13 protein-coding genes are annotated in these 12,348 nt (G+C 71.6%); 4 read left to right on the top strand and 9 right to left on the bottom strand.

The genetic code is table 11. From position 1 onward, the window contains the following. Nucleotides 1-753, bottom strand: a complete 753-nt coding sequence (gene thyX / locus VFV67_RS30785; RefSeq protein ID WP_326474194.1) for an FAD-dependent thymidylate synthase — start codon at nt 751-753, stop codon at nt 1-3. Between the two features lie 130 nt (nt 754-883). On the opposite strand from thyX, the gene VFV67_RS30780 reads away from it, so the two are divergent. Both VFV67_RS30780 and VFV67_RS30775 read left to right on the top strand, forming a co-directional pair. Then, complete coding sequence (locus VFV67_RS30780) at nt 884-1,426, top strand: toxin-antitoxin system HicB family antitoxin (protein ID WP_326474193.1); 543 nt, start codon at nt 884-886, stop codon at nt 1,424-1,426. An 11-nt stretch (nt 1,427-1,437) separates the two neighbouring features. Further along, complete coding sequence (locus VFV67_RS30775; protein WP_326474192.1) at nt 1,438-2,355, top strand: DUF4097 family beta strand repeat-containing protein; 918 nt, start codon at nt 1,438-1,440, stop codon at nt 2,353-2,355. Nucleotides 2,356-3,055: 700 nt separating this feature from the next. On the opposite strand, the gene VFV67_RS30770 is transcribed toward VFV67_RS30775, so the two are convergent. The 4 genes from VFV67_RS30770 to VFV67_RS30755 form a co-directional block, all read right to left on the bottom strand. Then, a complete protein-coding gene (locus VFV67_RS30770) occupies nt 3,056-3,589 on the bottom strand; it encodes a hypothetical protein (RefSeq protein ID WP_326474191.1) in 534 nt (177 codons plus the stop codon). Between the two features lie 118 nt (nt 3,590-3,707). Beyond that, on the bottom strand, nt 3,708-4,901 hold the full coding sequence (locus VFV67_RS30765) for a winged helix-turn-helix domain-containing protein (RefSeq protein WP_326474262.1): 1,194 nt from the start codon (nt 4,899-4,901) through the stop codon (nt 3,708-3,710). A 73-nt stretch (nt 4,902-4,974) separates the two neighbouring features. Then, nucleotides 4,975-5,943 carry an EamA family transporter gene (locus tag VFV67_RS30760; protein ID WP_326474190.1) on the bottom strand — a complete coding sequence of 323 codons (969 nt, stop codon included), beginning with the start codon at nt 5,941-5,943 and terminating at the stop codon, nt 4,975-4,977. A 56-nt stretch (nt 5,944-5,999) separates the two neighbouring features. After that, complete coding sequence (locus VFV67_RS30755) at nt 6,000-7,487, bottom strand: serine/threonine-protein kinase (protein WP_326474189.1); 1,488 nt, start codon at nt 7,485-7,487, stop codon at nt 6,000-6,002. 42 nt (nt 7,488-7,529) lie between these two features. Here VFV67_RS30755 and VFV67_RS30750 point away from each other — a divergent pair, with 42 nt between their 5' ends. Further along, nucleotides 7,530-8,087, top strand: a complete 558-nt coding sequence (locus VFV67_RS30750) for a GNAT family N-acetyltransferase (RefSeq protein WP_326474188.1) — start codon at nt 7,530-7,532, stop codon at nt 8,085-8,087. An 81-nt stretch (nt 8,088-8,168) separates the two neighbouring features. Then, complete coding sequence (locus VFV67_RS30745) at nt 8,169-8,678, top strand: hypothetical protein (RefSeq protein ID WP_326474187.1); 510 nt, start codon at nt 8,169-8,171, stop codon at nt 8,676-8,678. Here VFV67_RS30745 and VFV67_RS30740 read toward each other — a convergent pair. The 4 genes from VFV67_RS30740 to VFV67_RS30725 all read right to left on the bottom strand — a co-directional run bounded on the left by VFV67_RS30740 (nt 8,675) and on the right by VFV67_RS30725 (nt 12,274). After that, nucleotides 8,675-9,496 carry a MauE/DoxX family redox-associated membrane protein gene (locus VFV67_RS30740; RefSeq protein ID WP_326474186.1) on the bottom strand — a complete coding sequence of 274 codons (822 nt, stop codon included), beginning with the start codon at nt 9,494-9,496 and terminating at the stop codon, nt 8,675-8,677. The two genes, VFV67_RS30745 and VFV67_RS30740, sit on opposite strands and share 4 nt — an antisense overlap. 48 nt (nt 9,497-9,544) lie before the next feature. Then, entirely contained in the window at nt 9,545-10,144 is a 600-nt protein-coding gene (locus VFV67_RS30735) for a cell wall protein (protein WP_326474185.1), read from the bottom strand. A gap of 12 nt (nt 10,145-10,156) precedes the next feature. Beyond that, a complete protein-coding gene (locus VFV67_RS30730; RefSeq protein ID WP_326474184.1) occupies nt 10,157-10,588 on the bottom strand; it encodes an RlpA-like double-psi beta-barrel domain-containing protein in 432 nt (143 codons plus the stop codon). 372 nt (nt 10,589-10,960) lie between these two features. Next, on the bottom strand, nt 10,961-12,274 hold the full coding sequence (locus VFV67_RS30725; RefSeq protein ID WP_326474183.1) for a GGDEF domain-containing protein: 1,314 nt from the start codon (nt 12,272-12,274) through the stop codon (nt 10,961-10,963). Nucleotides 12,275-12,348 lie beyond the last annotated feature (74 nt).

The raw sequence follows: 12,348 nt of genomic DNA, 5'->3' as shown, positions 1-12,348 counted from the left end.
TCAGCCCTCGGTGACGAACGGGCTGGAGGCCACCTCGGTGCCGTCCGCCAGCGTGGAGATCACGAAGTCGTCGAACACGTTGTGCGCGACCTTCTGCAACTGGCGCAGGCACTCCACGGCCAGCTCGCGGATCTCCACGTCGGCGTGCTCGGTGGCGCGCATGGCGATGAAGTGCCGCCAGGCCCGGTAGTTCCCGGTGACCACGATGCGCGTCTCGGTGGCGTTGGGCAGCACCGCGCGGGCGGCCTGGCGGGCCTGCTTGCGGCGCAGGGTCGGGTTGGCCACGTCGGCGAACCGCTCCTCGAGCCCGGCGAGCAGGTCGTTGTAGGCCGCCACGCTGGCCTCGGTGGCGGCCAGGAACTTCTGGTGCAGCTCGGGATCGGCGGCGATCACGTCCGGCTCCACCATGGCCGCGTTCTTCTCCGGCACGTAACGCTGGGAGAGCTGCGAGTAGGAGAAGTGCCGGTGCCGGATCAGCTCGTGGGTGAGCGAGCGGGAGATCCCGGTGATGTAGAAGCTGACCGAGCCGTGCTCGAGCACGGACAGGTGCCCGACCTCGAGGATGTGCCGCAGGTAGCCGGCGTTGGTGGCGGTGGCCGGGTTGGGTTTCTTCCAGGACTGGTAGCAGGCCCGGCCGGCGAACTCGGCCAGCGCTTCGCCGCCGTCGGTGTCGGTGGACCACGGCACGTCGGCCGGCGGGATGAACTCGGTCTTCGCGATCAGCTCCACCTTGGGCGAGACGATCTCCGGCACGCCGACCTCCTCCGTTGCGCGTTGCGCCGAGCCTAACGGCCGGACCGGCGGGCGGACCGGATGCCACGCGCCACCATGGTGACGTCACTGCCACCTTGACTGACGTCATTTGTGGTGTCATAGTGGCGTCATGGATCTCACGCCTTACCTCGCCGCTCTCCGCGAGGACCTCAACACGACCGCCTCGGCCGGCGACGAGAACACCCGGCGCGCCGCGGCGGTGCTGGCCGCGGCGCTGGAGCCGTCCGCCCGCCTGGCGATCATGAACGCCCTTTCGGACCTGGCCGCCGAGGTCACCGCGTCGCTCGACGACGCCGTCGTGGAGGTCCGGCTGGACGGGCGGGACGTGCAGGTGGTGGTCACTCCGGTCGGCGAGCCGCAGCGGGACACGCCGCCCCCGCCCCCGCCGATCGACGAGACCGGGGACATGAGCCGCATGACGCTGCGGCTGTTCGAGCAGCTCAAGGCGAAGGCCGAGGCCGCCGCGGCGACGCAGGGGGTCTCGCTGAACACCTTCGTGCAGCAGGCGGTCCAGTCCGCGCTGCACGGGGACAAGGAGAGCTGGCGCGAGGCCAAGCAGGAGTGGAAGCGCCAGTGGAAGCAGCAGCGGTGGGATGAGCGGCGTGGCCCCGGCGGCTCGTCGTCCCACGTGCGCGGTTGGTACGAGGGCTGAGGGGACTTGTGATGACTGAGGAGTTCACCACCGAGGACGCCGCCGACACCGCGGATGACACGGTCCGCAGGCAGAGCTTCGAGACGTCCGGGCCGGTCGATCTGGACCTGGCCGTCGGCGCCGGCCGGGTCGAGGTGCGGCTGTCCGACCAACCGGGCGTGCACGTGGAGATTCGGCACGACACCGAGTCGGTCAGCCCGTTCCTGCAGCAGATGAACAGCCTGCTCACCTGGGTCAGCGGTCAGTTCGGCGACTCCGCGGGGAACCTGACGCCGGCCGAGGCGGTGCGCCAGACCCGGATCGAGCTGATCGGCAACCGGCTCGTGGTGCGCGCCCCGAAGACGCTGCCGCTGCGCACCGTGCCGATCGCGGTGTCGGTGCGGGCGCCGGCGGAGTCGAGCGTGGTCGCCGACACCGGCGCGGCGGCGATCGTGGTGACCGGGCCGGCCGGCTGGCTGGACCTGCACACCGGCTCCGGCGATGTCCGCGCGGACCGGGCGAGCAAACCGGCCGAGGTGCGCACCGGCTCCGGGTCGGTGCGGCTCGGCCCGATGCTGGACGGGCTGAAGGCGCGCACCGGCAGCGGTGACCTCGAGGTGACGTCGATCGGCGGCGGTTCGTCGCTGCACACCGGCAGCGGCGACGTGTGGCTGGGCGCGGTGGCCGGCGACGTGATGGCCCGCACCGGCAGCGGGGATCTGACCGTGGCCGACGCATCCAGCGGCCAGATCGAGCTGTCCACCGGCTCTGGCAACATCCGGGTCGGCGTCCGCGCCGGCTGCGCCGCCGAAGTCGATCTGACCTCCGCCTCCGGCCAGGCCCGCAGCGACCTCGGCCTGTCCGAGACCCGCCCGGAAACCACCCCGGGCCTGCGGATCCGCGGCCGCACCGCTTCCGGCTCAGCCGTGATCAGCCCGGCCACGACCTGACCAGAACCTGACCGAGGGGGGTCAGCCGAACCGGCAACTCGCGTGCCAAAGCCGGGGACTCGCCGAGCCAAACGGGGTGCACCTCGGCGAGTCCCCACCCAAACCACGCGAGTTGCCGGTTCGGACTATCCAGCACCCGCCCACCCTCAACGAACCACCACCCCCACCACCAGAATCACCAAACCAGACAACCCAAACACCGACCCCACCACCCCGAGTTACCGAGTGGGACAACCGAATCACCAGCTCCAGCACCCGAACTCCCAAGTCGGGCAACCGAACCACCGTCCCCAGCACCCCGAGTCGCCAAGCCAAGCCACCGAACCACCGGCCCCAGCACCCGAGTCGCCGAACCAGGCAACCACAACGCCGGTCCCACCAACCCGAGTTGCCACGCCCGACAACCGAAACATCGGCTCCAGCACCCCGAGTTGCCGAGGCGGGTACCCGAATCAACGGTCCCAGCACCCGAGTCGCGAAGCCAAGCGACCGAATCGCCGGTCCCAGCACCGCGAGTTGCCGAGTCCGCCAACCGAACCGCCGGTTTCCGCACCGCGAGTTGCCGAGTCCGGCAACCGAACCGCCGGTTTCCGCACCGCGAGTTGCCGCGCCCGGCAACCGAATCGCCGGTTCCTGCTACCGGGTCACGGGTTGGGACTAGGCGATGGTGGCGCAGTTGGATGGGTCAGGTATTCGGGGATCAGTAGCCGCCACCTCGTCCGTAGCCGCCGCCGTCATCCTGCTTCGGCGGCTGCTGCGGCAGCGCCGCGCCGTCGACTACCGCGGCGTGCCAGGTGAAGTCCACGCCGCCGAAGGTGTCGCTGGCGTTGTGGCCGGCCGACGGCTTGTTGGGACTGTCCAGTTTGAACGTGTACAGCGGCTTGTCCTGGAAGGCGATCTGCTTGGTGCCGTCCGGGCGCGAGATGACACTGAGGTCGCCGACCGGTGCGCCGTCCACCGTGTCACCGGGTGCCTCGGCCGGGATCCACAGATCCAGGCACTCCGCGGTGCACTTGATCTCCCCGGCGGTGTCCGAGTCGGTGAAGTACAGCGTCCGGCCCACCGTGTCCACCAGAACCGTCCCGACGCCGTCGAGGTCGCGCGTGCCGACCGGCCCACTGGTACCGGTGCCGCCGGCCGGGCTGCTCGCTTGCCCCTCCGACCCGCAAGCGGTCAACACCAGAGCGGCAGCCAGGCCGCAGAGCACTCCGGTCGCGCGCCGAGCGGATTGCATACGAAGGTGTACCATTCCGGTCCTTTCGTTGACGAATTGGACAATCGGCGCCACGGACAGTTACGCCACGTGGACGGGAATGGTTCATTCACCTAGGGGATCTACGCGTACTTAGGGGTCAGCGGAGGGCGGCTGCGAGCGGAGCCGCCAGGTCGCCGCGGGGGGTGACGGCGATGGCGGTGAGGTTGAGCCAGGTGGCCATGGTGCGGAGTTCGGCGGCCAGTTCGGCGGCTACCCGCGGGGTCGGGACGCCCGGTTCGGCGAAGGCGGACTGGACTCGGAGGGTGCCGGTGGCGCGGTCCGACTTGAGGTCGACGCGGGCCACCAGGGCGCCGTCGAGCAGGAACGGAAAGACGTAGTAGCCGTGGATCCGCTTGGGCTCGGGGACGTAGATCTCGATCCGGTAATGGAAGTTGAAGATTCGCTCGGTGCGGGCGCGTTCCCAGATCAGGGGGTCGAACGGGCAGAGCAGGGCGCGGCCGTCGACCTTGCGGGGCAGCCGGGCCTCGGCGTGCCGGTAGGCCTGGTGGCGCCAGCCGGCGACGGTGACCGGAACCAGGAGGCCGGCGTCGACCAGGTCGGCGACGGCCGCGCGACTGTGCTCGGGCTTGAGGCGGTAGTAGTCGCGCAGGTCGGGTTCGGTCGCGATGCCGTGCGCGACGGCGGCGCGCAGCACCAGGGCGCGGGTGGCGTCGGAGTCGGAGACCGGCGGGGCGGCCAGCACCTCGGGCGGAAGGACCCGCTCGGGGAGGTCGTAGCGGCGTTCGAAGCCGACCCGGGCGCCGGTGGTGAGCTGGCCGACGGCGAACAGGTACTCGCAGGCATGCTTGACGTCCGAACGGTTCCACCAGCCGCCGGCGGCGCGGGGATGCCGGGGGCTGGTGCCCAGCTCTTCCTCGAGACGGCCGGCGCTGACCGGACCGAGCTCCTTGACGGCGGCGAGCAGGTCCTCGATCAGGCCGGGCGAGTCACGGGTGAACCGCTGCGTGTTGTCCCACCACCGTTTCTCGTAACCGCGCATCCGCCACTGGAACAGCGGCCAGTCGGTGACCGGCATCAGGCTCGCCATGTGGGCCCAGTACTCGACGAGCAACCGCGGCCGGCGCGCCGAATGCGCCCACGCCGCATCGTCCACAAGCGACGGTAAGTACGGGCCGAGCCGGCTGAACAGCGGCATGTAGTGCGCGCGCACCGCGACGTTGACCGAGTCGAGCTGCAGGACCTGGACCCGGGACAGCACCCTGGTCAGGTGCCGCCGGGTCGGCTCGACCGCCGGCCGGGGGTCGGCGAAGCCCTGCGCGGCCAGGGCCATCCGGCGGGCGGCGGCAGCGGTGAGCGTCTCGGTCAACTGGCCTCCTCCTCCGCGGGAACGAGCACGTCGTCGGTCACGACCGCACTCTCCCATCCGGCACCGACATTTCTCCGCACGGTGGTTCCGGCTTGGGTCGCTGCTCGGCCCGGACCACGAGCACCACGGCCGCGAGCACCACGAGGCCACCGGCGAACTGCGCCATGCCGAACCGTTCCCCGGCGAACAGCACGCCGAGCACGACCGCGATCACCGGGTTGACGTAGGCGTAGGTGGCCACCGTGGACACCGGCAGCTTGCCGAGCACGAACACGTACGAGCTGAACGCCAGCAGCGAGCCGAACAGGATCAGGTACACCCAGGCGATCCAGGACCCGGTGGTCACCCTGGTCAGGTCCATCCGCTCGCCGCTGACCAAGCCGACGATCATCATCGCGGTGCCGCCGGCCATCATCTCCACCGCCGAGAGGGTGAACGGGTTGGCCGGCACCGGCAGCCGGGTGCTCGCCACCGACCCCACCGACCAGCCCAGCGCCGCGAGCAGCACCAGCCACAGCGCCCAGCCCGCCGACCCGTGCGCCCCCTCCACCGGTCCGCCGAGCAGCAGCAGCGCCAGCCCGCCGGCACCGATCCCGACCCCGACCATGGTGATCACCGGCGGCCGCTCGCCGAGCAACCGGCGCAGCAGCACCACGTACAGCGGCACGGACGCGATGAGCAGCGCGGCCAGCCCGGACGCCAGGTGCTGCTCGGCGATCACCACCATGCCGTTGCCCCAGGCCGGCAACAGCAGCCCGATCAGCACGGCGCTGCCCAACTGCGCCCAGCTCATCCGCAGCGCGCCGCGGCCGGCGAGCACCAGCACGGCCAGCGTCAACACCAGCCCGGCCAGTACGAACCGCAGCCCACCGGACAGCAGCGGCGGCATCGACTCCACGGTGAACCGGATGGCGAGGTAGGTCGAGCCCCACACGACGTAGACGACGCCGAGCGCGGCCCAGGCCAGCCAACCGGGGGCGGTTCTGGTGCTGAGGGTCTGACTCATGCCCCCACCCTGACACGAACCACCGACATCCGTTCAGTGGTTATCAGCCCTGCTCGTCAGGGTTGCAGCGGGCGGAACGCCGCGCCGCTGCTGGTCTCGCCGCTGATCGTGCCGACGCACCGGTACACCGCCCGCTGGGCCGCCCGGTCGTCCGGTGTGGGGGGCATCACCGACGGCTCCCACTTCTCCGGGTCGACCTCGAGGGCCTTGCCGGTCCGCGAGGCGATCAGGACCTCCTTCGCGCACACCTTGGCCACGGTCGGGTTGCCCTCCAGCGTGTCCAGGTAGGCGTCGGCCAGGTCGGCCGGAACCGGCGCGACGGCGTAGGTCTCCCAGGTGTGTTCCTGGTCGCACGGGATGCGCCGGACGCTGGTCAACTCGCCCTGGATCAGCACCATTCCGCTCCAGCACTCGGCCCGCTCGACGCAACGCGCCTGCGCGTCCGGCACGGCGGCGGCCGGGCAGCCGTCGGTCACGGTCTCCACGCCGAGGTCGGCGGTGTCCTCCCCGTCCGGCGCCGCGACGGTGCCGGTCGGCGCCCCGGCCGCGGTCCGACCGTCCCCCCTGTCCTGAACCGCGAAGTACCACACGCCGAGCAGCACCAGCACGGCCGTGAGCGCGGCGCCGGCGAGCAGCACGCCGCGCCGGACCGGGGTGGTGTGCTGTTCGCCCGAGGGAGCCGGCGGGAGGGACGGTGCCGGCGCCGGCTGCCGGATCGGGTTGGTGATCGTCACCGGCTGCCCGGGCACGGTCCACCGGGTCAGTTCGTCGCGCAGCGCGACGGCGTCCGGGAACCGCTGGCCGGGATCCTTGGCCAGCGACCGGCGCAGCACCGCGGTCAGTCCCGGCGGCACTCCGGGCAGATCCGGCACGGGTGCGTCGTGCAGCCGGATGATCTCGGGCAGGCTCAGGTCGGCGCCGGCCGGAAACCGCGGCGGGCGGCCGGCGAGCAACGCGTACAGCGTGGCGCCCAGCGCGTAGATGTCCGACCGCGGCGTGGGCGGGTGCAGGTGGAACGCCTCCGGCGCCGCATAGGCCGGGGTCAGCGCGGCAAGCGTGACCGACGACTCCCGGCCGGAGTCGATCACCGCGGCCAGCCCGAAGTCGGCGAGGCCGACCGTGCCGTACCGCTTGATCAGGATGTTGCCCGGCTTGATGTCCCGGTGCAGCACGCCGAGGCCGTGCGCGGCGGCCAGCGCGTCGGCGATGCCGCGGCCGATCCCGGCCACGTCCGGCGGGGCGATCGGCCCCCGGCCGGCCAGCGACCCGCCCGCGCACAACTCCATGACCAGGTACGGATATCCGTCCGGCAGCACGCCGGCGTCGTAGATCTCGACCACGTGCGGATGGCCGGATAATCGGCCGGCGGCGCGCACCTCACGCAGGAACCGGCGCCGGTCCCGGTCGTCGAGGATGACCCGGCTGTCGACCTTGACGGCCACCTCCCGGTCGATGGTGACCTGCCTGGCCCGGTACACCACGCCGAAGCCGCCCCGACCGAGCACGCCCATCATCTCGTATCCCGGCAGGGTAAGGGAGATCACGCCGAGACAGCGTAGATGACGACGGCCGGTTAGGTTGCCGGCATGGCAGAAGCCGACGTCCGGATCGCCGATCCGGCCGATGCCGCCGAGATCGCCCGGATCCAGCTGTCCACCTGGCGTACCGCATACGCCGAGGTCCTCCCGGCCGAGGTGCTCGCCGGCCTGGACGAGACGGCCGCGGCCGAGCAGTGGCGGCACACCATCCGGCACGGGCCGGCGGCGGTTTTCGTGGCCACCGAGGGCTCGTGGCTGGTCGGGATCGGCGCGGCCGGCCCGGCCCCGGAAGCCGAGTCGGCCGACGCGTCCGGCGCCCCGCCCGCCGACGCGGCCAGCGTGGCGCTGGTGAGCGCGCTGCTTGTGGAGCCGAGGTGGGCCCGGCGCGGGCACGGCGGCCGGCTGCTCGCCGCCGTGGCGGCGGCGATGCGCGCGGCCGGCTCGACCCGCGGGATCAGCTGGGTTCCCGAGGCGGACAGCGCCTCGCTGAGCTTCTTCCGGCGAGCCGGGTGGGCGCCGGACGGCACCGTGCGGACGCTGGACGCCGGTGGCCGCATCGTCCGGGAGGTTCGGCTGACCGGAGGGCTCGACGTCGAACTGGCCTGACCGGGTTGTCCAATCCGTTATCCTGACCGCGTCGTCGGGGTGGGGTGTCGGAGCACGCGGGTGCGCAAGGGGGGTTGATCCATGCTGACGTGGCTCGCTGTGTGCCTCGGCGTGGCGTTCGGCTCCGCGATCCTGCCCCTGATCAGCATCGAGATCTTCCTGATCGGCCTGGTGAGCCAGGAGCCGGGGATCCCGTGGCTGGCGCTGGGCGCGGTGATCGCGGTCGGGCAGGTGGCCGGCAAGCTGCTCTACTACTACGCCGCCAAGGGATCTCTTCGGCTGCCGAGGTTCCTGCATCGCGAGCCGCGCGAGCCGTCGGTCCGCCGGGAGCGGTGGGCGTTGCGCACCAAGCGGATGCGGGCCCGGGTGGAATGGCTCGTCGAGCGCTGCCACCGGCACCCGCGCTGGATGGTCGGCACCTACGGGGTGAGCTCGGTGCTCGGCGTGCCGCCGTTCATGGCGACCACGATCATGGCCGGGCTGGTCCGGATGAACCTGACCGCGTTCGTCTCCGCCGGGCTCATCGGCCGGTTCATCCGGTTCAGCGCGCTCGCCGCGTCGCCGGCGTTGTTCGCCGGCTGGTTCTTTTAGACCGGTGCGGGCAGTTCCGCCTCCGGCACCAGCACCACGCGCACCTCCTCCGGCCGGAAGCCCAGGCGCGGCACCGCGAACACGGCGGTGACCTTGCCGGACTCGGTGCGCGCCGCGTAGGCCAGCAGCCGCCAGTCTCCCTCGTCCCAGGTGTCCAGCAGGTCCGAGCGGAGCAGCCCGGCGACCGAGGAGTAGGCCGCGCTCTTGTGCAGTTGCTGCACGCTGGCCGCGAGCGGCACCTCGGCCGGCCGACCGGCCAGCGGGTGGCTGATCCGCAATCGCAAGCGGCGCAACGGGTGCAGCCACCGGTGGTCCAGTTCCGGGGACAACACGACGATCAGCGCCGCCTCGGCCAGCAACACGCCGACCGTCGCAAGTGGACTTTCGGTCAGGGTCACCGTCCAGAACTCGGTCGCGGCCACCGCGAGCGCGCCGGCCAGCATCAGCACGGCGGCCCGCGCGAAGCCGCGGAACCGGACCGGGACGTGCTTGTCCCCGAGGCAGCCGCATGATGATCCGGGCGCGGCGAGCCTTGCGTAGCCGAGGTAGCCGAGCATGGCGGCGCCGAGTCCGGCCGCGGCCAGCCCTTCGGCCGGGTGCACCGGGGGCGCGACCAGCAGCGCTCCGATGCCGACCTCGACGGCGCCGACGGCACGGTAGGCGACGAACACGCGGTCCTTGCCCACCAACCGGACCAGCGCCGAGCGGCGGGCCGCGAGGCGCGCGGAGCGGGACAGCAGCTTGATCCCGCCGGCCCACAGCAGCACCGCGCCGACCAGCGCCGGCTGCAGGTTTGCCAACCACTGCAACACGTTCACTCCAAGGTTTTGGGGTTGGAGCGCAACGGGGCGTTGCGCTCCAACCGGTCAGGCGGCGGCGAAGACGGTGGCGATGTCAACCTCGTTGGTGTCCGGCCGCCACGCCCCGATCACCTGGGCGTGCTGGCCGACCTGCAGCAGCGACAGGTCGCTCACCGCGGGCGTGCCGTTGTAGACCGCGGCCGTGGTACCGGACACCACGTGTCCGACGATCTTGTCGCCGTGGTGGTCGAGGTGCAGCGTGTCCTTGCTGATGGCGGAGATGTGCACGGTCAGGTTGACGATGTTGAGCCACACCGCGTCGGCGGCCAGCACTCCGTCCGGCATCCGCACGCCACGGGCGTAGAGCCCGTCGCCGACCTGGGCGACGTCCAGCGTGGTGGGACGCAGCTTCCAGATGCTGGTCGCGGCGGTGAGCTGGATCAGGTGCAGCACGCCGTCCGATCCGTTGGCCATGATCATGCTGCCCTTGACGCCGGTGATCCGGCCCTCGGCGAAGTTCGGGTCCGGCGCCCCGGCTTCGACGTCGAGTGCCGGTTCGGCGATGGCCTCCGGCGCGAGTGCCCCGAGCGCGGTCGCGCCCGCGACGGTCGCGGTGGTGCCGAGCACTGCCCGGGTGAGGAACCTCCTGCGCCCCAACGCATCCATTCTGAGCACCTCCTAGCTGCGGACGTTGACCGGGATGATCCCGCTGGACAGGTTGCCGAGCGCGCTGAACGCGGACGGCGTCAGGTCGAGCAGGCGGTTGGTGGCGCAGTTGCCACTGCAGCACCGCCGCTCGCCGCACCACAGGTCGGTCTGCGGCCCGCAGTCCGCGATCCGCACGGCGATCTCGGTGCTACCGCAGAGATGCCGCACGAAGAAGGTGTGCCCGCAGGTGCGGCGCAGCAGGGTGTTGCCGCACCTGTCCGGCCGGGTGATCGCGAAGCAGGCGTCGGAGGTGTTCGGCCAGGCGCAGTGCCGGCTGCCGGACTGGCAGTTGCCGCACGCACCGCCCCCGGCGGACCCGCAGGGCCCCCAGCCGGCGCCGCAGCAGAACCACGAGGTCTCCGCGGAGGTCGGTGCCAACGGTTCGACGTCGGTTGGTGTCATTCGTCGCTCCCTTTCGGGGATGGCCGAGCGGCCGGTGGACGAGCGGGAGCGAGCGCGAGCCGGGGCCCGGCGGTGCGGGCCCCTGCGCGTCCTCGTCTGGCCCTCGTCGCGCGGCCGTCACGGCAGCAGGGTTGGACATTTGCGCGAACAGACGGGAGTTAGTTATGTACTGACCGCTTGCAACGCTACTGGGTCCCCGCCGAATGGATAGCGGCCGAACGGATCAGCCGAATGCGGCGAACGGCCTAGAGTCCGCCATAGTGGATCAAGTGTGAGTCTTGGCCCAACCAACGCAACCTCAGGGGCACCGTGACGGCACCCAGCCACAATCAACCCGCAATCCGTACGTTCGCTGGAACGTGACCACAGCGGTTAATCCCGGAGAGGCGGATCAGCCAGCCGCACCCGGTCCCGGCCGGCGGACTTGGCCGCCAACAACGCGCCGTCCGCGGCGTGCAGCAGCTGGTCGAGGATGCCGCCGTGGCGCGGAAACAGCGCCAGTCCGATCGACGCGGTCTGGCCGCCGAACGGCACCACCCCGTTGCGCCCGGTGGTGTCCACCGCGAGGCCGGCGATCGTGCGGCGAATGCGTTCGGCCACCTGGACCAGGTCGGGTCCCTCGATGGCCGGCAGCAGCACCACGAACTCGTCACCGCCGAACCGGCCGACCAGGTCGTACCCGCGCACCTGCCCGGCGATCGCCTTGGCCACGGCGACCAGGACCTCATCCCCGGTCAGGTGGCCGTGGTCGTCGTTGACCTGCTTGAAGTGGTCGAGATCGATCATCAGCACGCCCACCGACGTGTGCTGCCGGGCGGCGCGCTCGATCTCCCGGCGGGCGGCGTCGTACCAGGCCGCGGTGTTCAGCAGGCCGGTCTTGGGATCGGTCCGCGCCGCCTCGCGGAGCTGGCGGATCAGCACCCGGCCGTGCAGCACCAGGGTCACCCCCACGATGGCCAGCGCCATCGGCGGCCAGTCGGACAGCGACCAGGCCAGCAGCACACCGAGCGCGAGGGTGGCGGCCTCGAGGCCGTAGTCGCTCCAGTCCGCGGTCACCGCGCGCAGGCTCGGGTTGGCGATCGACAGCGCGATCACGCCGGACACCAGCACGTTGTTCACCAGCAGGAAGACCGCGGCCGCGGCGGCGGCCTCGGCGAAGGCGGCCAGGTCGCGCGGCCCTTCGGCGAAGGCGTGGTAGCTCCCGAGCAGCGCCAGGAACCCGGAGCTGGCCAGCACCGCGGCGATCGCCGCCGCCGCGCTGAACGTCACCCGGTGCACCGACCGGTGCGCCACCCGCACCCAGCGGTGCAGGTGGATCGCGGTGATCAGCGCGGCGGCCAGCGCCGGGTGCAACAGCAGCGCGGCCGCGAAGATCCATACCGAGTTGAGGTCCATGAACGGCGAGCTCAGGTACTGCCGGTGCGCCCGCTCGACCGTCCGGGACGCCTCACCGTAGCCGATGCACAGCACCAGCAGCACGGCGCCGGTCGCGAGATCGCCGGCCAGCATCGGCGCCAGCAATAACGTGACGATGGTGGCCGCGACCGTCACGATCTCGACGATCAGCACGTACCCGATCACCCTGCGTGGCTGGGCCCACAGCGACCACGAGCCCGGGTTGACGAGCCGTACCCGCCCGGACACCACCTGGTACCGAGACGCCACGGCCAGGGAGCTCACCGCCACGAGAGACCACCTTGGACCGAATCGGCAGCAGCAGGTTACCCACCCAGTCGCCAATCCGCCGGGAAATCGGCGAC

Source organism: Actinophytocola sp., assembly GCF_035762905.1.
In the GTDB taxonomy this organism is placed as follows: domain Bacteria; phylum Actinomycetota; class Actinomycetes; order Mycobacteriales; family Pseudonocardiaceae; genus DASYTH01.
The sequence above is the reverse complement of the archived record's forward strand: the minus strand, read 5'-3'. Positions and strand labels throughout refer to the sequence as shown.

Coding starts and splice junctions, on each gene's coding strand:
- VFV67_RS30750 (WP_326474188.1), top strand. CDS start 7,530: ATGGCAGAAGCCGACGTCCGGATCGCCGATCCGGCCGATGCCGCCGAG.
- VFV67_RS30735 (WP_326474185.1), bottom strand. CDS start 10,144: ATGGATGCGTTGGGGCGCAGGAGGTTCCTCACCCGGGCAGTGCTCGGC.
- VFV67_RS30780 (WP_326474193.1), top strand. CDS start 884: ATGGATCTCACGCCTTACCTCGCCGCTCTCCGCGAGGACCTCAACACG.
- VFV67_RS30745 (WP_326474187.1), top strand. CDS start 8,169: ATGCTGACGTGGCTCGCTGTGTGCCTCGGCGTGGCGTTCGGCTCCGCG.
- VFV67_RS30760 (WP_326474190.1), bottom strand. CDS start 5,943: ATGAGTCAGACCCTCAGCACCAGAACCGCCCCCGGTTGGCTGGCCTGG.
- VFV67_RS30765 (WP_326474262.1), bottom strand. CDS start 4,901: ATGGCCCTGGCCGCGCAGGGCTTCGCCGACCCCCGGCCGGCGGTCGAG.
- VFV67_RS30775 (WP_326474192.1), top strand. CDS start 1,438: ATGACTGAGGAGTTCACCACCGAGGACGCCGCCGACACCGCGGATGAC.
- VFV67_RS30770 (WP_326474191.1), bottom strand. CDS start 3,589: ATGCAATCCGCTCGGCGCGCGACCGGAGTGCTCTGCGGCCTGGCTGCC.
- VFV67_RS30730 (WP_326474184.1), bottom strand. CDS start 10,588: ATGACACCAACCGACGTCGAACCGTTGGCACCGACCTCCGCGGAGACC.